Annotated in this window: 17 protein-coding genes; 3 read left to right on the forward strand and 14 right to left on the reverse strand. The window is 39.8% G+C overall.

Annotated elements, in window-relative coordinates:
- Positions 1-191 precede the first annotated feature (191 nt).
- Entirely contained in the window at positions 192-458 is a 267-nt protein-coding gene (locus ACJJI4_RS02425; protein ID WP_444926930.1) for a hypothetical protein, read from the reverse strand.
- 873 nt (positions 459-1331) lie between these two features.
- Between ACJJI4_RS02425 and ACJJI4_RS02430 the strand changes: the two genes are divergently transcribed.
- Positions 1332-2099 carry a hypothetical protein gene (locus ACJJI4_RS02430; RefSeq protein ID WP_444926931.1) on the forward strand — a complete coding sequence of 256 codons (768 nt, stop codon included), beginning with the start codon at positions 1332-1334 and terminating at the stop codon, positions 2097-2099.
- Between the two features lie 109 nt (positions 2100-2208).
- Here the strand turns inward: ACJJI4_RS02430 and ACJJI4_RS02435 are convergent, their stop codons facing one another.
- The 5 genes from ACJJI4_RS02435 to ACJJI4_RS02455 form a co-directional block, all read right to left on the reverse strand.
- Complete coding sequence (locus ACJJI4_RS02435) at positions 2209-2640, reverse strand: GFA family protein (RefSeq protein WP_444926932.1); 432 nt, start codon at positions 2638-2640, stop codon at positions 2209-2211.
- 739 nt (positions 2641-3379) lie between these two features.
- Positions 3380-6595, reverse strand: a complete 3216-nt coding sequence (locus ACJJI4_RS02440; protein ID WP_444926933.1) for an AAA family ATPase — start codon at positions 6593-6595, stop codon at positions 3380-3382.
- A complete protein-coding gene (locus tag ACJJI4_RS02445) occupies positions 6595-7143 on the reverse strand; it encodes an ABC-three component system middle component 1 (RefSeq protein WP_444926934.1) in 549 nt (182 codons plus the stop codon). The genes ACJJI4_RS02440 and ACJJI4_RS02445 overlap by 1 nt, the downstream gene beginning before the upstream one ends.
- On the reverse strand, positions 7136-8506 hold the full coding sequence (locus ACJJI4_RS02450; RefSeq protein ID WP_444926935.1) for an ABC-three component system protein: 1371 nt from the start codon (positions 8504-8506) through the stop codon (positions 7136-7138). The genes ACJJI4_RS02445 and ACJJI4_RS02450 overlap by 8 nt, the downstream gene beginning before the upstream one ends.
- Positions 8506-9579, reverse strand: a complete 1074-nt coding sequence (locus tag ACJJI4_RS02455) for a ComEC/Rec2 family competence protein (RefSeq protein ID WP_444926936.1) — start codon at positions 9577-9579, stop codon at positions 8506-8508. Before ACJJI4_RS02455 ends, ACJJI4_RS02450 begins: the two co-directional genes overlap by 1 nt.
- A 2623-nt stretch (positions 9580-12202) precedes the next feature.
- Here ACJJI4_RS02455 and ACJJI4_RS02460 point away from each other — a divergent pair.
- The gene (locus tag ACJJI4_RS02460; protein ID WP_371838595.1) at positions 12203-12403 is read left to right on the forward strand and encodes a hypothetical protein; all 201 of its coding nucleotides are present in this window, start codon (positions 12203-12205) and stop codon (positions 12401-12403) included.
- Positions 12404-12870: 467 nt separating this feature from the next.
- On the opposite strand, the gene ACJJI4_RS02465 is transcribed toward ACJJI4_RS02460, so the two are convergent.
- The 7 genes from ACJJI4_RS02465 to ACJJI4_RS02495 form a co-directional block, all read right to left on the reverse strand.
- Positions 12871-13026 (reverse strand): hypothetical protein, encoded by a 156-nt coding sequence (locus ACJJI4_RS02465; protein WP_444926937.1) that lies wholly within the window; start codon positions 13024-13026, stop codon positions 12871-12873.
- A complete protein-coding gene (locus ACJJI4_RS02470; protein WP_444891828.1) occupies positions 13007-13210 on the reverse strand; it encodes a hypothetical protein in 204 nt (67 codons plus the stop codon). Before ACJJI4_RS02470 ends, ACJJI4_RS02465 begins: the two co-directional genes overlap by 20 nt.
- The gene (locus tag ACJJI4_RS02475) at positions 13210-13725 is read right to left on the reverse strand and encodes a hypothetical protein (RefSeq protein WP_444926938.1); all 516 of its coding nucleotides are present in this window, start codon (positions 13723-13725) and stop codon (positions 13210-13212) included. The genes ACJJI4_RS02470 and ACJJI4_RS02475 overlap by 1 nt, the downstream gene beginning before the upstream one ends.
- A gap of 163 nt (positions 13726-13888) precedes the next feature.
- Entirely contained in the window at positions 13889-14134 is a 246-nt protein-coding gene (locus ACJJI4_RS02480; protein WP_444906147.1) for a helix-turn-helix domain-containing protein, read from the reverse strand.
- A gap of 1413 nt (positions 14135-15547) precedes the next feature.
- Complete coding sequence (locus ACJJI4_RS02485) at positions 15548-19663, reverse strand: NACHT domain-containing protein (protein WP_444926939.1); 4116 nt, start codon at positions 19661-19663, stop codon at positions 15548-15550.
- An 18-nt stretch (positions 19664-19681) separates the two neighbouring features.
- Positions 19682-20056 carry a DUF6375 family protein gene (locus tag ACJJI4_RS02490; protein ID WP_444926940.1) on the reverse strand — a complete coding sequence of 125 codons (375 nt, stop codon included), beginning with the start codon at positions 20054-20056 and terminating at the stop codon, positions 19682-19684.
- Complete coding sequence (locus ACJJI4_RS02495) at positions 20053-20958, reverse strand: radical SAM protein (RefSeq protein ID WP_444926941.1); 906 nt, start codon at positions 20956-20958, stop codon at positions 20053-20055. Before ACJJI4_RS02495 ends, ACJJI4_RS02490 begins: the two co-directional genes overlap by 4 nt.
- A gap of 431 nt (positions 20959-21389) precedes the next feature.
- Between ACJJI4_RS02495 and ACJJI4_RS02500 the strand changes: the two genes are divergently transcribed.
- A complete protein-coding gene (locus ACJJI4_RS02500; protein ID WP_444928212.1) occupies positions 21390-21557 on the forward strand; it encodes a site-specific integrase in 168 nt (55 codons plus the stop codon).
- 462 nt (positions 21558-22019) lie between these two features.
- Here the strand turns inward: ACJJI4_RS02500 and ACJJI4_RS02505 are convergent, their stop codons facing one another.
- Positions 22020-24848: a DUF927 domain-containing protein gene (locus ACJJI4_RS02505; RefSeq protein WP_444926942.1), complete on the reverse strand. Its 2829-nt coding sequence runs from the start codon at positions 24846-24848 to the stop codon at positions 22020-22022.
- Positions 24849-24914 lie beyond the last annotated feature (66 nt).

The following is a 24914-nucleotide window of genomic DNA, read 5'->3' on the forward strand; positions in this document are numbered from 1 at the left end:
GCTATTTATGCATTGGTTGATTCAGTATTTTATGCGGTATCAATATGGATTGTATTTGGAGCTGCTACTTTTGTGGGTGCCCAGAATTGTTGGGATGAAGGCTTGAGATGCTAGTTGTACTAGTCATCTCAACACTAAGCTGGTTTGTAGAGCTTCCATTTTCAGTTCTTGAATAATGAGTATTGGTACTATTAAGCCTGTTTACTCACTCTACACCATACATCGTAGAAGCCTACTGATTGCATATAACCTGATATTTCATATTCGAGATCAGGTAACATTTCAAGATTGCCTGCGCTGCCCATTATCTCTATTTCATTTTCCTGGTCACCATGAATAGAATCAACAACCCACCAAATAAAGAGAGAAAACTCTTCTGCTTCACTAGTGCTATTTACCCCTTCCTTTAGTATTTTAAGTATTGAGTCATTTTTGTATGATTTTACATAGTAAAGCATTAAGGAGCCTCTGAATAACTCCGTGATACCTCTGGCTTTCAGAGCGGTTCACAATCAAGGCGCGGCTTCGCAGGAATGTCTAGACCTTTCAAGAAGTCGCAACGCGGAGTGTGAATCGCTCTGCAAGCCCCGAAGGGCGGGCCTTGAAGGCCGCACCTGCTGCGTTGCAGCTCTTGCAAAGGGCTACGGCCATTCGCGGCGAGCTGCGCCTAACATCTGCAGCCTTCAAGACTCGCAGAGGCATTACGGAGTTATTCAGAGGCTCCTTAAGTCTTCAATATGAGCATATCTTTTAAATTCAATCATAAATAACCGGCACTTTTGGGTTCTAGTAAAACTATTAATAAAAGATAGACTTATGTGGTTGCTCACCCATTTGTCTGACGGATAATATGCTCATTCTAGACGCGCGTAAGATAGCTAAGATCTATTGGTGATCATTATCAATGAGCAATGATTTCACACTTTGTGAACTTGCTTCAAGAAATTTTTTGGTTGACAAAGAATCCCCTCAGAATGCTATTTTTTTCACATTTGTTAAGTACCTAGCAACGTGAACGCTACCTTATTTACTCTAAATACGTGAACTATATATGATCAGGTGCAAAAGCTGCCTGCATAGATTTTTGTAGGCTAAAAGCAGTATTCATTGAGGTAATAATTATGTTTACACGGAGGAAGTCTTACAGATTTCTACTGGTTATAGCTTTTATAGGCTACTTTGTTTCTTCTCCTGCGTGGTCTCATGTACGCTGGTTTGTACAAAACGATGGTAATGCAGTTGAGTTTGAGTGGAATTGGATATATGCGTTAGTTCTTTTGGGGGGCATTCTATACTGTATGGTGAATAGATCCTTACAGTCACTTGAGGTAGTGGCAGTTCACAAAGCATCTAATAAATTTCCCTACCTCTGGTCCGACATTGGTCGTCACAAAATTTGGCATATCACGTCTGCATTGATTGGGTTAACCTTTGTTTTTAATTATTTTTCGGGTGTATTACTGGCCCCTAACCTGGAATTCTCTGCCACGCAAAGTCTTGTTAATGAGTTTCAGCTGGTAATTGGTATTGTGTTAATTTTAGATGTCAGCCTAAGAAGCTCCGGGTATCTAATCTTCGCGCTTTTACTCTCAATAATGGCTACTTACCCATTCTCAATCTGGATTGATTACGGCTTTGAATTTTTAGGGCTTTCACTAGCATTTATATTGTACCAAAAGCCAGATCTTGGACTGCTTGCTTTACGCTGCGGGCTAGGCCTTCAGCTAATGACTCTGGCAGTTCACAATAAGTGGCTCAACCCTCATCTGGGCCTTGAGTTTCTACAGCACTATCATTGGAACTTCATGTCTAATCTGGGGTGGTATTCTTTCTCCGATTTGACCTTCGTTTTTTCTGCGGGAATGGCTGAGTTCTGCTTTGGGTTGGTTATCTTGTTGGGCTGGTCAACGCGGTTAGCAACTCTTACGGTATTAAGTTTCTTTCTATTAACTGCATCGATTCTTGGTATTCATGAGTTGATAGGGCATTTGCCAATACTTGGGGCCGGAATTCTGCTGGTTGTATTTGGTGGAGGTTCTAATTTGAAAGATATTAGAGGAGATAGGTTTATCTCAGCTAGATCCTTAAGTGCCCACTAGGTATACGAATTAAATAACACATGGGCCTGAAAAGTTGGGTGTCCGTAGATTTGATAGGGAGCTTTAGTGTAATTTGAGCACTAGCGCCCCCCAAATCTCTGGTAGCTACTTATTTGTAGTCATTGACTAGCTGCCCATCAGATGATCCCTTGAATTGAGGATGTTCATCATCGATTTCGTAAAAATCAGATTTTTCGCCGGTGAAAATATGCCCCATAGTTTTCAACCCGGTTGGGCCATCGAGTGATCCTGCAATAATTCCAGTTGCATCGAGATTAAATGGTTCCCAGAATAGGCTTGAGCCACATTGCTGGCAGAAGCCTCTGCGGGCCACTTCTGATGTTTTATACCACGCCAGTCCATCATCTTTGGTGATCTTAATATTGACCTTGCGAGCCTTGGTATGAGGGCCGAAACTTCCATGTAGCTTTTGACACATACTACAGTGACAGTTAACTACGTTGCGTAGTGGCCCTTTTATCTCGTACCGAACAGCTCCACATAAGCAACCACCGGAAGTAATTGTATTCTTACTGTTCATATAATGAGCCTATAGATGTAAACTATTAATTAAAATTAAAGCCTGAATTAAGAATAAATTTTTATCATATACAGGATGATCTGTTAGATTGTAAATGCTGGTCTAAAAAAATGATATAAACATAACTGTAAATTTTCAGGCTAACTATTTATCTATTCTATGTCGATATAAATTGCGAGATTAAAGCAGTTCTTCATTGCGTATTTTTAGAGAAATTAATAAATAAATATTAAATGATATTTATCCTAGCCTCAATCCATTCTCGGAGGAACTCATGTTTTCAACCAGGCCGCGTACCTTAGTTACAGGGAAACTTCTTCGCGCGCAAAGGAGAGCACAGTGGTAGTAGGGGTGCGCTCTAGTGAGGTTTTAGCACTGTATGGTAGAGGTCTTGCTTAACTCTTATCTGTATGGCTATTTATATAATATTTGATCCGGAATTTTACGTGGTTGCATAATTGAAGCTACTACTTTGTGGGTGTATAGCATTGTTCTCTTCACACACAATAAGGGATATAGTGATAATTGTAGGCTTTGGTAAGGTTTGAGAACTGCGGGCAAAATGTATCGGCCACCCCTTATTTAACCAGCTATTTATACAGAATTCGATCATGTATTGTCTACGGTGTCAATATGGATGGCGCTTGATACTACTTCTGTTGTTGATATCCAGAATAGCGCTTATATAAATAGGCGTCAAAACTTATTCTATTTTTGAAAATAAATATAGCTAGAGTACCTAAAGATTATCTTCTGAAACTTTTCCAAATGACTCTAGTCGTAGAAATTTAGATTTGAAAAGTCTAGGCGGTATCTTCTTTTTTAATAGTTCATGGAAGTTTTCATCATGCGTTGAAATAATAATTTGCTTTTCGAATCTAACAGTTAAATTTCTTAGTAGGTCAATTAGGCTTAAGGTGTTTATTGAATCCATTGACTGTATGGGGTCATCGATAAAAATACAATCAACCGGATGCTCTTGATCATCTAATGTGGTCAAGGCTCTAGCTAAAAAAATACTTAAACTTAAGACATTTATTTGAGCTGCACTAAAATTAATTTTAGGTGAAACTTTTTCATTCTTGTCTGGATCGTATGCAAATATATTTAGTTCACCTTTATCTGTGCCTATGAGCTTGCACTCAAAACGCACTTCCCTGAAATCTGGGTGAGGATCAATAGCTGAATATATTTTGTTTATTAATTCAGTCTCAAAAAAATTATCTGCTTCTTTTTGAATGTATTGATTTATCCTTCCTAAATCATCACTTATTTTTCTAAGTAAATCCTCTAAAATTTTGATTTCATCAGTTATTTTTTGTACATCTTTTTTTATATTTTGACATTCGAAGCTTACAGAAGCTTTTTGTGATAGATCTTTTAGTAATTCGCAATATTTTAAATAACTTTGATGTGAGAGTTTTAGATCTGCTAACTTTGTAAATTCCACTTCCCCATCATGCTTGATCTCATCAAACTGCTCGATATCTTTTGGGGCGGAAGTGTGTAGGTGGGTATAAAGTTTACTGTGCTCATTTACATAGTCCTTATTTTCAGCCAAGTTGGTGTTTAATACCTGAAGCCTTTCTATATAGTTACTAATTGAAGAGGTGTCATATGATATCAAATCCAGCTCTAGATTTTCTATCTCGATTTTAATATGTCGGTTTTTCTGTGAGATAGCTTTTATATTCTGTTCTATTTCATGTATCTCCTTTCTCAGAAAATTTTCAGCCTTCTTTTTTAGATCGGTGCCCACTTCTTTCGAATTTTCCAGCACTTTAGCTAGTGGTATATATTCATCTTCTTCGATTTTATTTTCAATAGCTTCTTCCAATAATGATTGCAGTTTAACTTTAAGCTTGTCTTCTTCATTATCGATTCTTGAAATTTTCCTTTGTATTTCGTGTTTTAATTTTTCTGCCTCTTTTACTTCTATATTGTTTATTTCTATCTTGCTCTTATATTTTTCCGAAAGTTCGTTTTCTGTTCTATTTTGCACTTCTTCTAGAAGGGTCGCTAAGGAGTCCCTTACCTTTTCTTGTTCATGTTTATTTGCTTCCAATTCAAGTTTTAAATTTTCTATTTTTAATTTTTGTTGGTTCTCTTCGTTGTCAGTATTTTTAGTTAATTTTTCAAGTAGTAGTTCATATCTTTCTTTAATCTGAGCAAGTTCCATCGCAATGCTGGATTTTTTATTCTCGATATCACTAAAATTTAATTCTAGTGACTTTTGATAAGAATCAAATAGATCGTTATCGGCTACTTTTTTTTGTAGCTGCGCAAAATCCTTATGATTGTGTTGGCATACTGGACACTGGGATAACTCTGACTCTGTAATGATTTTTCTTGCAGAGTGCAATAACTTTAATGTTTCATCAGATTTGTCTTTTACTTCTTCGATTAATTTTAAATGTTTTTTTATTTTTTTGTTGGTTTCAGTTAAAGACTTTGACTGTTCTACGTAAGAACCATGTAGGCTCTGCAATTCCTGTAAAATATTACCTTCGTATTCGTTATATACACCCTTAGCTTCAATTGGGTGACTTATTTCCAGGCTTGAGAAATAGGATTTATTTTTAGTCTTTTGGAGTAATATATCTTTGTTGGCATCAATGGATGAGCTTAGGTTTGAAATCGCATTTTTCAGCTCAGCCTTTGTTTGTGTTAGTTGATGGATTTGCTTGTGTTTTTCTGGTAATTCAATTAGGGCTATTTGAGTTTCTACTATCTTCCTCTGTAGCTCACTTGTTTTTTCTTCTTTTTCAGTAAGACTTTTAGATAATATTTCTTTGGTGGTGCTATTTTTTAATATTTCATTATTTGTTGATAATATCTTGCCATCTAATACTTCTTTTCTTTTATTAAATTCTATAAATTTTGGTAGTATATCTTTTTGGTGCTTGAGTTGATTTAGCTTTAAGTTCTCTGCGTATTCTTTTTTTTGATTGTGGTCAAGTTTTGACTTTAATGATTGAAGTTTTGTGGCGTTATTTATTATTCTTTTATTGTTATTTATTTCATTTTTGATTTTGTCTTGATTTTCTATGTGTAATTTTATTGATTCTATTTTCCCTGAAAAGGATTCCCATAGGTTAATAAAGGGCTGTATTTCCCTTTCTACTTTGTTCTTAATTTGCAGTTCTATTACTGAGACTTCATCTTCAAATTTTCTTTGATTTGTTGAGTTAAAAGGGTTTATTGGCTTGGATATTTCCCAGGATTTTGTATCGTTAATTGTATCGATAATCTTGTTGATTTGTTCGAAAGGTCTATCTTTATTTTCTACCAGCTTAATTTTTTCATTCTTTCTATCTTTGTCTTCTTCTAATTTTTTTATTTTTTTTTCTATGTGTGTGTGCAGCTTTCTGATCATCTCTCTTTTGGTCGAAGCGCCGGACAACTTGGAATCTGAATTTTTAGAGAACTCTTCAAATCTTTCTTTAGGGTCTACTTCTCTAAGGAAGCTGCTAATCGCGTCTTGAGATAAGATGATTCGATTAAAATGCTCTACGCTTTTAGGGGATAAATTTTTGGGTTTTGATTTATTAGCTAGATAGTCAGATTTTTGTTTTCCTTTTGGTTTTGGAACGTTTTTTTTAATTATACCTTGGGTGGTTTCAATAACGAGTTCGGTTGGAAGCGGCTGTTTATTTTCCTCTTCATATTTGTCAGCATCTCTATTTCTTAATATATATTTTGCTCCAGATTCAGCGCTCAGTCTTGCATTGATTTTTGCGTTATCATTTTGTACATAACGATTTATATTATTTGTAAGCGTAAAATCTATTGCGTCATAAAAGCTGGTTTTCCCAAAACCGTTAGGAGCATATATTGAGACTAGATTTGCAATATCCTTTTTCCCATTTGGAGTTAAAATTTCAAAATTAAAGGTCCCATCAGATTTGAGTAAGTATGACTTGAAGGCTTGGATGTATACATTCTTTATTTTCACTATAGCCCCACTTTTTTTTCTAGCCAGCGATCTAGGAAATCAACGTTATCGCTTGAAATGTTTTCTACTTCTTTCCGATAATCTTCAATAAAATTTTGTGATATCTCGGACACTGTTACAGTGTTTTTGACTTTAATTTTACCTTTAATGTCAATATTGCTTATTAATATTTTTTCATTAAGGTGTTGGATTATGAGGTTGGTAGATAGGTTTGGTTCAGATTTGTTATAAATAAGTTTTCTTACAGAAAATTTATTATTTTCAATCGTGTATTGAAGGATTTTTGGGATAGGTTCTTCGCAGGTATATAAAACATAGGTATTTCGCCTCTGGAATGTGAGGCCTTCTTTAATCAATATTTCGCTTGTTAAGGCGCTTATTATTTCCTTCCAATCAGCTTCAAGTTGAGTGACGGTTTTAAAGTGATAATGAAAGGCTTGAAGCTTTGCAGTTTTAATGTTTACGTATAAGTAATTCGTTTCTACATCATTAAATTCTTCAAATATTTGTAATTTAGGTGGCTGTCCTAGTGAAAATGAATTATTCATCGATTTGATCTACTTGCGGGATGTATTTTGAATAATTTTGAGTGATATGTTGAAGTGCATCGTTACTGTTTAAGTTTTTAAGTTTAAATTCATCTGCAACGAGACATTTTGAGTGTAATTTAGCAAAATGTATAATTTTTATATCACCACTACAAATAGGAGAATTTTCTGCAAGGTCAATTAGTTCTGCAGATCCATCGAGACCATTGGAGATATCTGGTTCTGCATTTCTAAAAATTTCAGGATCGAGTACAGGATCTTCGGGTAGGTCCTGTTCCCCAATAAGAACCAGTAAGGCAATCCCGTCATCATTCAAGTGGTCTAAATTTGTACATATGATCTCTTCGAGGTGTCTCTTCCATGATTTTGTTGAATTAATAAATATGAATCTGACTGAATTAAAAAGATACTTGACATCTGAAACTGTCCACTTTGTTTCATCTTTGACGCTATCAATTAGGTGTTTTATAACGATAATTTCAAGGAGTGCAATCCAAAGTTTTTTGTTTTCTAATTCGGAGGTTTTTCTGTTGTGGACTTTTAGGTGGCTTCTCAAACTGTTAATAATATCGAGAGGACTGCATATTCCTGCCGATACATATTTTTCAGCTAGGCTTTGTAATCTGTTTTTGGCTTTATTTAAATTTTTCGGATTGACACAGTTTTCGAATATAAAAGTATCTTTTGCTGTTGATGAGTAATTATTTAAGTGGTATGGGTAAACATTTTTTAAATTTTTATTTTCTATGAGTTCTTTAAAAAATTTGACTGGGATTGATTTTATGTGATTGTGTTCCGCCTCCCCGTGACTCATTTTGCTCTGAATAGAAACTAATGAGGGAGAGGTGCTGGATAGTGAAAACACGCCGCCACCAGAATACCCTATAACATCGTTATATGTTGCGTCAGATTTATTTCTCAGTTCTATTTCGTTTCCGTCATTTCTATGAATTTTTAGTTCTAAAGCGTTGATTTGGTCATCAAGTGGTTCATTTTTGTTTTCATCATATGTCGGAAAACCCCATAACCTAACAGTTTCTCCGATTTCAATCTTTTCATAGGAGGGATAAATCAGCACATCGGATTGGTATGGTACTTTTATAATTGCGATATCAATAGTGTCTGAGACATATAGTTCTAAAGCTTCTATTTTTTTTTGCTCTACACTGCTTTCATTGCAAGGTCTTTGAATTATAATTTCAGACTTTTCAAGTAGTCCATCTGAAGGTTTGTTTGTATCGTTTTGGAGGTTGTGTTTAGCTGTAAATATATAGCTAAAATCTTTGGTGGCGGGTTGAACGATAAATCCGCTGCCTTGATTTATTTTTACGGTTTGCGATTTTATTGCGTCTTCTTTGCTCATTACAACTCAAACGGATCTTTACATGGTTTAAGTTTGATCTTCATTTTTTGCAGTGAATCTAATTCACTGCTGGAAAAGATCTTTTCGTTAATTATTTCTGGATAATTGAAATAGATAGTAGAGTTTGGTTTATGTTTTATGATTCGAGAAATTGTCGCTTTGTTTGGTAGCTTGAAACGGCTTGTATCGGATGAGATTATGAAGTTTGAGCAGTCGATAATATCTAATAATTCTGTACTGGTATTATATTTGCTTCCGTGGTGAGAAAGCTTTACATAATTTACTTTCAGTGGATTTTTTTCGGAGTGCCCTAATTTTTTTAACTGCCTTACTATAACTTCATTGTGCGCATCACTTAAAAAAAGAATTTTCTTATTATTATATTCGAAAATAAAGGCTATTGAGCTGCCATTGTGAATAGTGTTATCTTCTTTGAAGGGTTCTTCATTTTTCAATAAGTGATCAAGTGGTATGTGGTGGTCGCCATTATTGGAGCCTGTAAACCAATTCGAAGTTTCCTTCTCCCACTTTCCTAATAGCTTTTCTAGCTTTTCTTCTGTTGGAGATATTATTGTAAAAGTAATTCCAAATCTTTGAAGAGAGGTACCGCTTATAATAAGCTCTTCATTCCAAATTCCCTTTTCTCTTATATGCTCTTCAAATATTAAACCTTGTTTAATGCTCGTGAAGCTATTTGTATTGCTTGGGGGGGCGATTGTCAGTAGATGAGTTGGGTCGACTTCCTGATTGAATGCATGGTCTATTAAGCTGCCTGAATTAAACCATACTTCGACCGTAAGTCTTGATAAAATTCCATTATTTCTGAAGCCTTTCAATAAGCCACCAATATGATCTTCATCTACATGAGTTAGAATCAGAAGATCAACTTTTTGCTTTTTTCTATCAATAAATTCTAGTTCTTTTAGAAGTTCACCTTTCTTTCCTCCTCTTTTAAAGGTTTTGGCTGGCCCCCCATCAATTAATATATTTCTTTCCTGGCCGTCAAACTTCCCTTGTATTATTATGCAGTCGCCGTGACTAGCTTTTAATATTTTAAATTGGAATTTGGCCAAGGTGAATCCCTAGATTAACTTATTAATATAGCTTTAGAATATAACTATTGAAGTTTGTTTGATAGGTTTCTCCTACTTTTTTTATAGAAATAATTGACTAGTAGGCGGGAGGGTTATTTCTGCCTACATTTTGAGCACATTAAGCCTCTCTGGACCTGAGTTTACTAATAAATTCAATTGCTGCTAATTATTTTAGAGGCTCTAAGATTCAGCGATTATTTTTTACTTGTAGTAGTGAATTGCTATTTGTGTACCTTGAGGAGATGTTATGGGAGTTAGAGCTGATTGGGTGATTCTAAGCTGATATGGTTTGTTTTTGGCTCTACTTGACAGTTATCACTTTGGCGCGATCGTACCGCTAGGGCTCTCGCAAAGATTATTTCTATAAATATATTATTTTTGTTTTTAGACTAAATGTCACTTGGCTTGTTTGTTCAAAACTACAGATGCTATAAGCGTAACCTCCCTTTATATTGAGGATAGTTGTGTAAGGATTTTTGATGAAAGTTGTGGTCTGTCGTGACTATTCGAAATTAATAATATAAGTTTTACCGTTCAAGGGGTTATAGCTGGCGGGTAGCGATGCTTGAGGCTAAAAGATTTTGTAAAAGAAGTATTGACTGTTAGGTGTCATTGAAATAACACCACTTTCAGGCAGGGCTACGGTGATGAGTAAAACAAAAAACCCGCGAAAGCCTACGCTATCGCGGGTTTGAGATATGGTACAGAGGCCGGACTCGAAAAACAGGCTACAGGCCAATAGTTATGGGCTATATAAGGGGACCTTGCAAAAAAGTAGCACCATTTGTAGCACCACTTTGAATTCCTACCCCCCTGCTGAGAACCTTATTGTCGGCTTAACCTGGTTCAAACCGACAGAATGTCGGTTTGCCTAATACTCAACAGGTGGATCAGCCTTAGAAGAAGCACCTCCCAGAGCATTCCAAAGGGAGTCGTAAATCGCGACTCCCTTTGGGCCTTTAGGGGGTCGGTGAAGTACAGACCTCCAAACCGCAGAAACGGCGGTTTGACATTCAGCTCAAAACCACATGGACCACTAGGGCGGAGTTTTCTGGTTATGTATGTGCATGCTTACAAAAATTTTTATTCATCCTCGCTATACATTCCAGAGTAAACCCACATTGTGAAAGCGACGAATATTGCACCAACTACAAGATAGCCAATCACCCACAGCCATGAATAGGCAAGCAGCCAGCGAAGGACATAAATTAGGAGTAGAGTACTAGAACTTATAAATAAGCAGCGACGTAAGATATTCATAATTATTCCCTTACTTAGTCGAATGGCTAGTAACCATATAGTTATTTCTGAAATGACTAGCTATCTACTTGGCCAAAGTTAAGGTCTAAAGTTGAAACTAAGGTTCAAGTTATATTGGTTACTTCACCTTCCGTATTGAACACTACAACCGAAGTGCTTGATACAAAACTATCAAAGACGAAGAATACCTGCTCTCCACCTGTAATCCCTCCACAAAAATTCTACTTTTGGGCTACGCACGAATAGCGCGGCGGTGACTGCAGGATCAATAATAGAGATTAAAAACACCCCTCCCACCTCCAGTGTGTTTTTTGTATTCAATTCAGATCACATAAAAAATAACTTAGGTTGGCGGTAGTTCTGTATTGAGTTACCGGATTAGCAACCTCTCCCCATAGGTTCAGCTGATCAGAACACCAAACCCCGAATTAGGGGTTTGGTCTGCCAGCTCCCGAACTAGCTTTAAGGTGGGTATAACCCCCCTAGGAAAAATCAGATATCTGTTAAATAAGCGGGGTCCGAATTACCCGTGTGTTGGACGCTCAGGAGGACCCGTTGAACCCTAAGCTTGGCTTAGAGTTCAGCCATAGCCATCAAGCCAACTAGTGGGCGGTTAATCTACACGCTGTTCCAGAAGTAGAGATATCGGATGCCCTGGCCCGCCAAAGACTCAGCCATAGACGGGAGCTACGCCGTTACGCCAGGTAGATATTCACTGCCTGAGCTACCATGCAAGGAAGTGAATAACCTCACATCTTTACCGTCCACGGTACGCACAATCTGCGTACTCTGCACGAGAAGCAATCACAGTCGAATAGGTTGCCCACGTCGTCACGAATAGAGACTCTGAAGTAATTGAGTAATGCCTTCTCAATATTCTGCTGATGTATATCTCCTCTACAACGCACATGTTGATGATACCCACTCGTCCGCAGTCTCAGCCCAGCCAAAGGGGGGAGGGGAGGGTTAACTTCTATCCCTCTCAAATAAAGGTGTTACAGGTGTGCAGGTGTTACAGAGTGGCTGCAGGCCGCATGGTTATTGGCTTTCCGCTGTCACACCTTTTTGTTACCCCTAATCTGTTACAAATAAAGGGTGTAACAGGCCAAACCTCATTTCCAAGACGATAGTTCCAATTGAGATTGAGTGAATTGCTGAAAAGATCAATTCCCACATAGGTCTGACTAACTAGCCCAATTGATTGCTAGGCACTTAGCAGTACAATCGTGGTTCAAGTCGGTCTAAAGCCTTACCACTAACCATCTACATCCAATGGTTAGTTTGTGTATCGGAACAGGGAAAGCCTCAATATCTGATGGGCGCGTATCAAAAGGAGAGAAATATGGAACAGTTTGTATTAATACTAACCCTGGCATTAAAACCAGTAAGCGGCGAGAGTGGAGCAAGTGTGGCAATGGCTGAATTTAACAGTAAAGAAGCTTGTGAAGCAGCGGCTTCCGAATGGAAGCGCCAGGTAGTGGCACGCTATCCCATTAAAATGAGACCGGACCACGCATATATAGCCCTCTGTATGCCGAAATAGAGCGAGGGGGTTAAAACCTCCAGAAAAATCTTCATATCCCACAGAAATCCCAATACTCTAAATATTGGTAAGTTGTAGTGGTTTAGACTTGATCTAACAGTTACTGGTTTTTCAGAAGATGTTCTGTCAGGTCAAGTTTGTAATATTATAGATAAATTATTTGGATGCTGCTCCGATCTAAATAAGTGGCAATCCAAGTCTAAATTATTTTCCCTTACTCCCTCTATTATCTTGACTACCCCTTTTAGAAGCTTTCAAGTCTTTACGGTGCTCCTTAGCATTTGTACTCTTCCAGCTTATCGAAAAATAGCTGTAACTCTTCCATAGAGCTGAGTATCTAGGGGCTTTGATTTGGCATAATAAAGCCGAATATTATTGGTACTCCACGTAGCATGCCTAATACCTATTCCTTGTGGATAATCGGGCTACTCATTACATTCACCACACCCGACAAGCACAACTCTCATTCATTTCAATTTTGCCCCCTTACTTTTCATCTGGGCCTTAACCTGAGCCGCATAGATAGTGGCCTTCGTACGGGCATCTTCTGGAGACACTTCCCCCTTTTGCGGTTCAAACTGCTTTTCCTTATCTGACAGTGGCTTATTCGTCTTTGTCGTCATCCTTGCATATCTCTTCGATAGATTTTTGGGTTCCAGAGGCGAGGTGATCAGGCTCCTCAATATCCTCGGAAATTTTCTTTAGTTCACGGCTGCGGCGCTTGGCAAATTCTTCGATTTCGTTTTGCGTCCAGCCTTTCTTTTGTCTGGCCTCAGCCAGGCGTTTCACTTTGTCTTTATCAGTCATCACAATATATCTCTTGTCAGGTAGTCGCCCTTGGCAATGTACTGATATCCGTATTTCTCGTAGAAGGCTCTCACCGTTTCATTAACCGGATTCATGATTCTAATATGATTGGCATTGACCATCCGCGCATAGATTTCATACGCTAGGATAATTGTATCGAATACATTGGAGCGTTCGCCTAGGTCGCGCGGCATGGCTTCCACCACATCCAGGCGCATCCCTGTGGCGTGGTAGGTGGGGCGGCCTATGGAGATGGCGATTAAGATACTGTTTTCCCATAGTGCTATCTCGAAGCGCTTGGGATAGCTTTTCTTGTAGTAGCTGTAGTTTTGCGGCCAGTCCCAGTCGTACTGACGAAGCCTTGAGGATTCCCAGTTTTGGGTGGCCTCTAGGGCTTGAGGGGTTATCTGAGTTAGCTTCAAATTACCCGTTAGTGAATTCTGTGTAACTTCCAATGCGAGTGCGCGCAGCTTTTCATAGCGCTGCTCTGCCTCGATCCTTGAGGGTAGTGACATTGTGTTACCTCACTCCTTGAAGCTGTTAATCCTTTTTTCCACCATACCACAAGCTTGCCATACAACTCAGCGGGTCTTTACGCTGGGTAGTGAGTCATCTTGTGATTTCATGTATTCGGCAAGCCCGTATTGGCAGGAAAAGTACTACTCCTCACAATAGATGTCAGCCTTCAAAAGGCTTAACAAACACACCAGTTTCCCCTTCAAAGCGAACACGACCAGTAGCAAGTAGAGCCTGCTCAATAGCTACAAGATTCTGAATACGCACAGAAGGGATTCCATCCTCTCGATCAATCTTGTTAACTGTCGAAAGGCCCACTCCACTTTTTTCTGCCAGATCTTGGGCGCTCCATTTCAGGCCACTTCTAGCCATCCGTACCTGTATTCCCGTAATCACTTGTTTATTCACTCTGTCTTATGATTCCAAGATGGTAACAATAAAAGTTAATAAGTTAATAATTTTTGTTGACAGGATAATAAATACAACCAATACTGTTATTAAGTTAACAAAAACTATTACTTTTGGTGGATTCAGGGGGAGCTATGGGAAACCTTCTAGCGAATTATTCAACAGTACCCACTCAAGTTTTTCTATCTCAATTACAAGAGTTGGAGGCTCTCTGCCTTGCCCGAGAGTTAATCATGGACTGGTCCCAACCTGGACCCCGTGAAGCAGCCCTTAAGGCAATCACCCAGGAGGAAAAGGCCATCCTCCCTGGACTACTCTTTCCGCTTAAACGCTCTTTACAGGAAGGTGAATCATCCGGACTCAATGCTAAGGGGAAGATGTGTACAAGAAGGCTAGCGGGGGATAGACAATGGGAAACAGCCAACAAGAAAATAAGCCAATTATAAAAATTGAATAGCCAGCAGACACCGCTGTGCTTGCTTCAACTTTTGGATGCCACTGATGTAAAGGGTTAGCGGTTCAATTATTAATGCAATTAACAACAGTCTAAACATAGCAGGTGAGTACCTAATAGTTGCAACCAATGAACTAGGAGCCCCCCGGTGAACGCATCTGCACTGACCGTACACTATTACATATGGTCTGGTCCGCAAAGCTGCAAATAGAGTGCGCTAAGAAGTTGATCAACTTAAGCCACAGGCAAGCTTTGAGTTTCCCCATTCAAGCTAACTGTTTACCACACGGCCAGCTGCTTTTTTTGGGGCAAGATGTAAATTTACACCTTGCCCACTTACTTTGTGATTAAAACCATAGCTTAACTATTGAGCGGGGCTCTTGAATTTACCCTCTCCGCTTGCCTTATGCTAGGTCAGGCCACCCAGTACAGCGACCTTTCCGGCATAGAGGGCATTAAGTACTGTGTTTTTTACTAGGGAATTGGACTATTTCAGATTCCGCTGGTCAGCCATGTGGATAAGTGGAGCTAAGCCAGAATTCTGGATTAGATCAAAGTAAACGGCTGAATATCTTTTACAGTAACTGTAAAAGGCAAGGGTTACACAGTCTTTTTCTTGAGTAGGTCACTATCTCCATCCTCCTCAACAGGAATCAAGTGAGGTCGAATGATTAGCACCTGCTCAGGGTTACTCCCACTATTCGGTAAACTCATTGGTTTTGAGAATTTCCTATTTCCATTACGCTCTAAGGCACTACAATCGCCAAGTAGTTTATTTACTTTTTGCTCTTTTACTTCCTCTGGGTCTTATAAGCTTTTGTGTTTGAATCACATAATTCCCATTAAAACTTTCACGCCGCACTCTACAGAAAATTTGTCCAATAACAATATTTTACGTAAGCGCTCTCATACTCAATTCCTAATAAATACAAGAAAGAACTTACTTTATAATAGGCTCTTTAATTAGTAGATTCTAATTGAGTGATTGATTCAAATCGACGGTATGAATCTTCTCTTCCTAGATTCTCATTCTTAGCATATCTTTTTTCTCCAAAAATATACTTAATAGGCTTTATCTCTAGCTTATTATTCAGTTCGTCGAAAAGATCCTTTCTAAGATATACCAGCTCCCTGGAGCTGCAAAATGCATCGTCTTTGAGGTTAATGTTTAATATTGCCATATCGTCGCTTTTATCCAGATAAGTAAATTCTGACGGATTGAAGTGAAGCTCAAGATTTTTTACCAGCCAAGGTGCCAAAGCTAATCGATTAGTACTTTCATTTGAACTGCCTGGGTTTTCCCAATGATAGTTAAAAGTTGTGGAGAGAATTTTCAATTTATCAGTAGTTGGAACTTTACGCTCGAAAGTACCGCCTTCCATATAGATACTATCATTGAGTTTAATCTCAGGTTGTTCGTATGTCTGGATCTCATATCCAGTCTCGACACTGACCTCGGAGTCTCCGTAAAAATCATTAAGAGCTTCGCAATATAATTCCCCTGAGTATAAGCTATAGCTTCTATATTTTTCCGGCCAGTCTATCTTTCTTTTCTCGGCCATGTATATCTTTAATTGACTCATGCAGTGTTCAGAAACAAATGCAGTATCTATTGAGCAATAAAAATTCCTATCTAATTTTTTAGACTGCTCAGAGTTAAATCCACACAATAGAACCCAATCTTGGCCATCTGCTTTAATTTCAACAATACTTGATAAGTCAGGAAGTTTTTCTTCTTGTATCCAATCTTTTGTAGCAATAGATTCATCTGAGAGAAATTCATGAACGCCAAGTTCTGAATATTCGATCTGACTGGGGTGGAATGGGTCAATATCTGTGGTAAAGCGAAATTCACCATAATATTCTAGTTTGGATTCATCACTTAATTGACCAGCAAGTTCATAATAAGCAATCCAAGAATATTTTTTCCCATATCTTTCTATTTGGGGTCGTCTTAAATGCGAAGAATGGCGCATATATGATTCAATAAGATTTTCTTCTTTTTGAAACTTATCAAAAGACCATCCCAGGTCATTTATTCGCCAAAGAATGTTGCAACGAGCAACCTTATATTCTTCATGTGAGAAATTATAATTACTCCTATCCTTTATAAGGCGCCCAATCGTATAGTTTTCAAAATCCATTCTGAATGGTGAGTTATAGGAAGAATTTTCTTCCTCATCCTTTTTAATGCATCCCCACTCTCTTCTTGGCATTTCCGAGAACGGGTGCAGGAATAAACTCTGATTTAGTTCTTGTGTGAGATTAGAGTGGTTGAATACTATCATTCTTAATGTACAGCTTGCATATTCTCTGGCTAACAAATGAGTTGTGGCACAGGAGGCATTTCTAACAAACATTTCCTTATATAATTTTTTCCCGTAATTTATGACTGCTTCTTCGCATCCTGGCAAGTTAACTTTAACTGTTGCAAGCGCATAACTTGAGGCCAGCAAACGCTCTGAAACATACGGATCATTTACACTCAGTTGTTCTAGGGTTAGCTCAAACATCAAATTAGGATCCTGCTGGCCCATATGATATAACAACTCTGTAGCATAATTTCTCAGATCAATTACTGTAGATGTAAGAAACCAAGAGAAATAAATCATTCTCAATCGAATAGTCTCAGGGGTAAATCTGGTTCCAGACTTTATATTTGCTAGATGATCTTTCAGTGCGCTAATAATTTCCGCGCTTTGGTTTCTAATATATTCTGTCCACGATAAGTCTCTATCTGATACAGATAAATTAATTAATATTTCATTGAGGAACTCTGCATTTAATGGATGTTCAACTACATACCTCAAAGTCAGTAGCTGCTCAATATCCCCTATCGAAAGTCCATCGCGAGTTATTAAAGATTTATAGTTCTCGAGCGTTTCAGAGCAGATGTCAACCTTATCAATTAGAGGAGTTAATCCCAGCGCAGCAGATTGATATTCCTCTGGAAGAGCTTTCCAAAGTTGCTCTCGATTTATTGTTTTCGGTATCAATACTACTAAAGCATGGAGGATATCTTGGGAAAGTGGGTGTTGATCTGATATTTCACCAAATAGCTTTTCGATAACATCAGATTGGGTAGTCCATTCACTTAACTCCTTGCCTAAGTTCTTACCTAGAAGATATTCTGCGACAATAAAGCCACCCAAACGATCATATACAGGTGTTAGTTCATAGCTAAATTTTTCATCTCCTTCATCCCGAAATATAATTCCCTCTTGTGCAAGAAGGTTTATCATATCTGAGTCCCAATCACTAAGAGGAAGCTTCAGCTTATCCCTTAAATGATCTTCTGTTATCGTTCTAGTATTTTTATTCCATATACATTCACCTAGAAAATAGATTGCTTTATTAGTATCCTCAATCTCGTATTTTTTTCTAAGATTTGTCAGGCTGGCAATAGATATTGCAGTATGTTTTATTTGCTCTCTAAAGAGGCTGTAAATCGAAGATGGAAAATATGAAACACCTATTATGCTTTCAGCTTTTCTGTTAGTAACCTCGCAAAATATCTTAAGATTTAAAGGGTGGGAGAAAAAATTCATAGGGGCAAAAAGTGGATCTGCTTTAATTTTGTAGAGCTTAAAATATGCTTTAATTGCTTCGTATGTTAACGCTTCTCCATATCCTTCAGAAAGAACTTTGAAAGCCGATTCCGGTAGTGATTGTTGTGCGCAACCTTCTCTGCCGTCGTATCGTTGACGCGTATTTGGCCGATAGTAATTTTCATAACCTTTTTCAGATGTTCTTAAGGTACATACCAACACGACGTTCGGATATTTTTTTAAAACCGGAAGAGTGGATTCGAACAAGTGTTTCCACTCTCTCGGGTCTTGGGCCTCATTTAACCCGTCAATAACAATTGGCAAGCGTCTACCAGACCTTTCACCCGCAGAGTTTACTGCTGAAATCAGCGCTTCGAAGTTGTCAACCTGCTTCTGGTAGAAAGAGAAACTATGAGCAATATCGTCTAGTGTCATGTCTTTCTTAAGGCATCTCCCGAGTATAAAAATTCCTGCGGGCCTATCTATTGCTTGCGAAGTTAGTTCTACGGCAAGCTGTGTTTTGCCACCCCCTGCGTCCGCCATAATTGCGATAAATTGTTGGGAAAGTAGTTTAATGGCAGAACGGAATAATTTTTTTATATCTTTTATATATGCTAAAGCATTAGTAATCGTCAGGGATAGCGGAAGATTTCCTGAACGTATTTTTATTAATGTTCTTTGAGTTTCTAATTTAGATCGGGAATCAACTTCCCCGATTGTTGTCATTACATCATGAATATCATTGCCACTAATATCATTATTAAAGATCTCACAGTGTTCAAGGAGATTGATACAATACGCATGAAAAGCCTTTAACTCATCTTTCCAGCGAGAATATTCAGGATTGTTTATGCTTGATTTAATTGTCTCAGTTACTTCATTCAGATCATTGGTGACGTTTTTGAAGGTGCCCCACGCTTCTTTTTCGCCCAACACTTTTCTAACCTGAAGCTCAGCATCCATTCGCTGGTGAACTTCATGAAGCCATCGATTTTTTATAGGGGCAATTGATTTTTTATGTTGCTCAAGCAACATTTCGTTTGTCAACGCAAGCTCGCCGAAATAAGAATTGCGTAAGTCTAAAGCGGGCCCTGACAAAAGCTCATCTAAGTCATTTTGATTCCAGAGATGCAAGGTAAAGCCATAGTTGCTTTGAAGATTGTAGAACCAAGTTTGATCGCATTTAGCAAAGGTTTGATGGGTCCATAGGAACCAATGGTTAATCTGTGATACGTGCTCTTTGGTTTTATCTAATGAGTGTATGATTTGCTGTTTAGCTGTAGCGGTTAGCTCTCCCCTTGCTGTATAGCCAAACCATTTATTTTGCCAGCCAACAGTTTCATTTCTTTTTGCTAATCGTGGGTGGTCGTTGTTCAATTTAATATAGAACTCGACTCCAGGTTGATTCTTCAGTTCATGTAAAGGCCCTAAACTGCCAAAATTTCTTCTGATCACTCCCCGGCATAGCTTCTCAAAATTATCAGTATCAGCACCAGGTAAGGTATTAAAACGATCCCAATTAAGCATAATTAAATCCTAAGCCTATTAATTTTCGGGGTAATCATGGGCTGAAAAAACTTCAACCTTAGCGCCTTTATGTATTAAGAGACTAATAAATGCATTAACATCGTCATCTGAGTTAATGTGAATTTCTTTGTTATGACGGGAAACATGGACATCATATAATAAGTGGACTAGCTGCTGAGGTGTCAGAGAAAAGAGATTCTCTTTATTCAAAAAGTCGAGAGTTTTTCTATCAAACCGATCAGCTTCAACATCAAACTCTGAATTATCATTTAAGAATCGCGTGACTTTATCGGTTAATTTTTCAAACGCTTCAGCTTCATGCTCTTCTTTAAAGCGTCCAATTATCACAATGTTTAGCGAATGTTCAGATCCATAGCTATTCCAAATTTTCATGCTAATTTCTGCTCTTCTATTAATTTGTTAAATGCGTGCATTACGCCCCTGTCGCTAATAATCTGACCATCACTATCAAAAGAACATCGTTTCAGTATTCCGTTGGCATCTATGTGAGCAAATGCAATCTCTTCCGCTTCAGCTGGTAAAGGGGATTGGCTTCTTGCTAATTCAGAATGCGCAGAGCTAATTGATAGCTGTAAACTGCCTCTGTATGAGTCTACCCACTCAGAAAGCTTAGTTAGCGTTTGTTGTGTAGCAACATTCCCTCGGCCATACTCTACCTCTGGAAGAAGAAGAAGTTCCTTGGCTTGAAATTCTTCAGCAATTTCTGCCGCTCTCGTCAAATCACTAATTGTTGCTTCATTGACAACATAATTAATTCCAAACGGGATTTCCCCCTTTATTAAACTTAATTTCTCGAGTAAAGAAAGAAAAGAGCGGCCCCTTATCTTTTCATAGGTATGGTGTACACCATCCATGCTAATTCTGAGGAAATTCACTGATGATTTGAGGTCCTCAACCATCTGGACACTTAGCCTATGACCATGAGAAGTCATAGTTATCGCGAGATTAGTATGGGAATTTCCAAATTGGCATAACTCTAGAATTTTTGGATAGAGCATTGGCTCTCCCCCGCCAAAACCAACTCCAAAACAGCCAGCGCTATCCAGCTCAAGCATCCACTGTTTCACAGATTCAAAGTTTAATCTTGCAGGCATTTTGGATGCATAGCAGTGGGTACACTCAAGATCGCAAGCATTAGTTAGTGCAATCGAAACTTGTCTTGGACTAAATGTCCAACGATCTCTTGGTGGAATAATCTCGTTCAGCAGAATATTGGTGCCTGAATCTCGATCAAAAATATGTGCGCCATCGGGCCCTAATCTTACTTTTGACATTTAAGATCTGTATTCTCCAAATTTTAATTTAAGCTTAAGATGCGAGAAAACTTTATGATTAACCACGAGAGGTTGAACTACGCTTGACGGAATGCTAAACGGTAAAAATACTTGGTTATAATTTGTAAGGGGCGCGTACAAACTAAGCTTTTCGAGTCCATGTTTTCAGCATCTTGGTATAAGTCTTATATGGATGGTTTCACAGCTGTCAACTTTTGTAGTAGCCAGAGATAGCTGGCCACCGCCTCAAGATGTCTGGTTCAACCTCCCTCTCTTGAACACATTTTACCCACAATTAAATCAATAAGTTAGGGGAAACTTTCTGCGGATGTTGGCCATGGCTCTAAATTTCAGGGCTTGACACCTGTAGTGATATTCGTAGCAGGCAACCCAAACATTCAAACGAGTTCATCTTCAGCGTTCGGCGCCAAATATGCGAGGTAGGTCTAGCCTATCGTGCGGAACAGGCATACGTTCACTGGATAAAGCACTTTATCCACTTTTTTAAACTTCGACACCCTCGGGAGGTCGTTATTGCCGATGTTGAGTCATTCCTAAACTACCTTTCGGCCAATCGTCATTGTTCGGTTAACACCTAAAGGATTGAGTTAAATGCACTGCATGTCTTTATAGGCGATTTTTTTTCAATATCGGCTTTGGCCAGAAAAGCAATATCGTCGCCTTCCAATTTTTTACAGCCCGGAAGAGATTGGAGTCCTCATCCCAAAACTGAAAGGAGTCTACTGCCTTCAACCTGTACTAATGTACGGTACTGGGCATAGATGTTCCGAATACTTTTCATTGAGAGTCAAGGATATCGATTTTGGCAGTTACAATGTGTTTGTACGATGAGGTGAAGGAAATAAAGACCGGACCACAGGATTGCACATGGCCTGGTCCCCAGAGCGGCAAATAGATTACGCTGAGAAGTTGGCCAATTTAAGCTACCAGCACGCCTTGAGTTCATCCCCTACACACTAACTATTTACCACGAGGCCAACTGCTTATTTAGAGAATGTAAACGGCTGCACACCGTTTACAACACCTGTAAACGGCATGGGCTACGCGGCCTTTTTCGTAAGTAGTCCCTTTTCTCCATCATCTTCAACAGGAATCAAGTGAGGTCGAATGATTAGCACCCGTTCAGGGTTACGCCCACTATTCGGCAAGCGCGTTGGTATCGAGAATTTCCCGTTGCCATCACGCTCCAAAGCACCACAGGCGGCTAGTAGTGTCTTTGCCTTTCGATCACTGAGCCCCTTGCAAACCTCTGCTTTAAACGTAGCTGGGTAAACGTAGTAAACAGTCTCAGAGCAAGCCTGCCCCTCAAGGGCATTACTGTCCTGTAGCGTTTTCCGGTAGCCGCAACGCTTTAGGGTGCGAACAGTGTGATCATCGGCTGTGAAGTCTTCTCGATCCCAGCGGGTAAAGTGGGACTCTCCATAGAGATCAAAGAATAATCTCAGTGCTGCCAAGGTCTGCCGGTCCTCCAGGTTTCCAACACCGCCACGAGCTGATACCCAAGCGCTAAAACAGGATTTGGCCGCTTCCATGGCCATGCCTTTGGGCCAATCTGTAATCCCCGCCCTGGAAGCCAGCTCTCCGGCAAAACCAACGAGAGCAAACTTCTCTGCTGCCCTACGTACCTGGCCACTCACATCATCAGACAGCTCTGTGGCAAAGTTCACAAGCTCCCGGCGAATCTGGGTTGCCAGCTTTTCCAAGTTGCTAGCGCATAGCTCTCTGATAAACGTGTAAAGAGCCACTCCATGGAATAAGGACGCTTTCTCAACGATATAGCGCGATAACGCAGCACCCCCGGCAAACCCATGCAATTCATCAAAAATACCGGCACCACTCCCTGTATCTGAGGGAATAGCCAGTAATCGCACTTCTTGCCCGGCTTTGGCTTTCTTACCTACTTCAGCCATCTGTTGATCAAGCGTGCGCTCTCCTGTAGAGAGGAAGACAAGCCGCCATTCAAACGCATTCCCGCGTACGCCTCCGCGATCATTAGCCCTCGCTTTGCCTGTGCCATTCCCCAGCATATAGGCAATATCCCCCACAATACGGGGATCGCATTGACTGATCTCATCGAGGATTAAAAGGCCGTCTGAGTGAGAGGCAGCAATACTTTCCAGCGCGTTATCAGTACTGCGCCAGGTACGAACAAAATCAGGCCCACCATAAACAGAAGCAGCCACTTTAAGTAAGGTCGTTTTTCCTTGGGAGCTATCACCAAAGAAGTGAAAGCCGGTCGTTTCCATGCCAATGAGATTTAGTAGAGGCCCTGCAAACGCTGCTGAAACCGCAAATAACAACCGGGTATTGTTCTTACAATAACTCGCCACATGCTCGCGCCATTGCTGAAGCTCACCACTAAACTTTATCTTGTTGAGGTCCGGGCTGGTGGAATAAAAATATAGAGGCTCTACAGGAGTCCCCAGGGTTTCATTCGGTAGTAAGTAGGCATTACCATGCCAGCCAAGTTTATTCACCAAGACATAGCGATTGGGGCTTTTTGCCGTTTGTAAGTACTGAACGATTCTGCGTCTTGGTTGTTGCCCTGCCTCAGCGCGAAGGCCCATGCAGTACAGCTGCTTAAGTACTTCCGCACCGCCCTCAGTCGCTAGGTACTCACTAGGTATATTCCACTCTTTAACAATGCCATCAGGGTCAAGGAAGCGAACCAATGTACCCCAGTTTCTTCCTTGGGGGTCACGAGTTAAAGCAAGCACATCCAGGCGATCACAGATTCTCATTAGTGAAGGCTCATCATCTGCCCCCTGAACCGGGAAGAAAACCCCACGATCATTTACTACAAATTGCCCAGACTCGGCCCCTTTATTACTTACTCCCTTATTTTGGGCTTGATATACCGTTGCTACGGGCTGATAGGGCGTTAAAAATTTTCCCTCTGTAATTAAGGCTGTAAGCTGCTCTTTTGTAATACCGGTAGCTTCCACATCAGCCGCATCGCCTTTAGCTGGCCACTTAGGTCCTAAGGACTCTAAACACACCATAGAAACCTTACATTCCATAGTGTGCAGCATCGCAGCCAGCTTAAGCATACAGTCTTTGCCTGCTGCATCGTTATCCGGCCAAAGAAGTACTTCCCTTCCATGTAGGGGCTTAAAATCTGCTTTGCCCAACGCTTTACTACCACCGGGCCAGGTCATAGAAACATAACCCGGCAGCAGGCTAGCAGCTGCATCCGCAGCCTTTTCACCTTCGGTTAGCAATACCGGAGCTTTAGAGCGCTTTGCCAATAAATCCAGCTTATAGAGTGGCCGCTTTTTTACCGGCTGCTTCCATCTCCAAGAATTGCGACCCTTCGAATCCCGGCAATAGGTTAAGGGGCGATAGTCTTTTGATCTTGCATCGCCTTTCTGAATGTCAAAACGCATCACCTTCATTAACAATGAGCCGCGCTGCCCACGGTACTCCCAAACTTTAGAGGGTTTACCGTTATGGGGATGGGTTGTTGGGCAAGACTGCTCTGCTTCTAAAGGTACCGGCAATACGGCTTCCCAGGAGCTACCGGCAGGCTTTTTGGGTTTCGACTTATAGGTTGAGCTAGGCGGTATAGACTCCCCTTCAGAGAGCCCCAGAAACGCAGCAAGCCTTTGCGCTGCCTCTCCATTGTTTACCCCCTCAAGATAGGCAATCAGCGATACGAGGTCCCCACCTTTTTCATCCGCTGCAAAATCTGCCCATGCACCGGTATTGCGATTTACAGAGAAGGACCCCTTGCTGCTATCAGATCGAGTTGGGTTAAGAGCAATATATTCAGCTCCCTGAAATGAGCCATCTGGAGCCCAGTGCGCCAATACTTCATCAGCCCGATCAAGGGTGAGGTCTGCCACTCGTTTAATATCAAAGCGTGCCATTAGCTTTCCTTATATTTAACTTTAACCCCCGCCCCATAAGGCTTCCAACAGAACTGCGGGCCTTAT

Source organism: Microbulbifer maximicatervae (SeqCode) (genome assembly GCF_052467305.1).

Bases quoted from the DNA above. Each gene is read 5' to 3' on its own strand.
- ACJJI4_RS02425 (WP_444926930.1), bottom strand. From the start codon at position 458: ATGCTTTACTATGTAAAATCATACAAAAATGACTCAATACTTAAAATA.
- ACJJI4_RS02435 (WP_444926932.1), bottom strand. From the start codon at position 2,640: ATGAACAGTAAGAATACAATTACTTCCGGTGGTTGCTTATGTGGAGCT.
- ACJJI4_RS02445 (WP_444926934.1), bottom strand. From the start codon at position 7,143: ATGAATAATTCATTTTCACTAGGACAGCCACCTAAATTACAAATATTT.
- ACJJI4_RS02450 (WP_444926935.1), bottom strand. From the start codon at position 8,506: ATGAGCAAAGAAGACGCAATAAAATCGCAAACCGTAAAAATAAATCAA.
- ACJJI4_RS02460 (WP_371838595.1), top strand. From the start codon at position 12,203: ATGGAACAGTTTGTATTAATACTAACCCTGGCATTAAAACCAGTAAGC.
- ACJJI4_RS02465 (WP_444926937.1), bottom strand. From the start codon at position 13,026: ATGACGACAAAGACGAATAAGCCACTGTCAGATAAGGAAAAGCAGTTT.
- ACJJI4_RS02470 (WP_444891828.1), bottom strand. From the start codon at position 13,210: ATGACTGATAAAGACAAAGTGAAACGCCTGGCTGAGGCCAGACAAAAG.
- ACJJI4_RS02475 (WP_444926938.1), bottom strand. From the start codon at position 13,725: ATGTCACTACCCTCAAGGATCGAGGCAGAGCAGCGCTATGAAAAGCTG.
- ACJJI4_RS02485 (WP_444926939.1), bottom strand. From the start codon at position 19,663: ATGCTTAATTGGGATCGTTTTAATACCTTACCTGGTGCTGATACTGAT.
- ACJJI4_RS02490 (WP_444926940.1), bottom strand. From the start codon at position 20,056: ATGAAAATTTGGAATAGCTATGGATCTGAACATTCGCTAAACATTGTG.
- ACJJI4_RS02495 (WP_444926941.1), bottom strand. From the start codon at position 20,958: ATGTCAAAAGTAAGATTAGGGCCCGATGGCGCACATATTTTTGATCGA.
- ACJJI4_RS02505 (WP_444926942.1), bottom strand. From the start codon at position 24,848: ATGGCACGCTTTGATATTAAACGAGTGGCAGACCTCACCCTTGATCGG.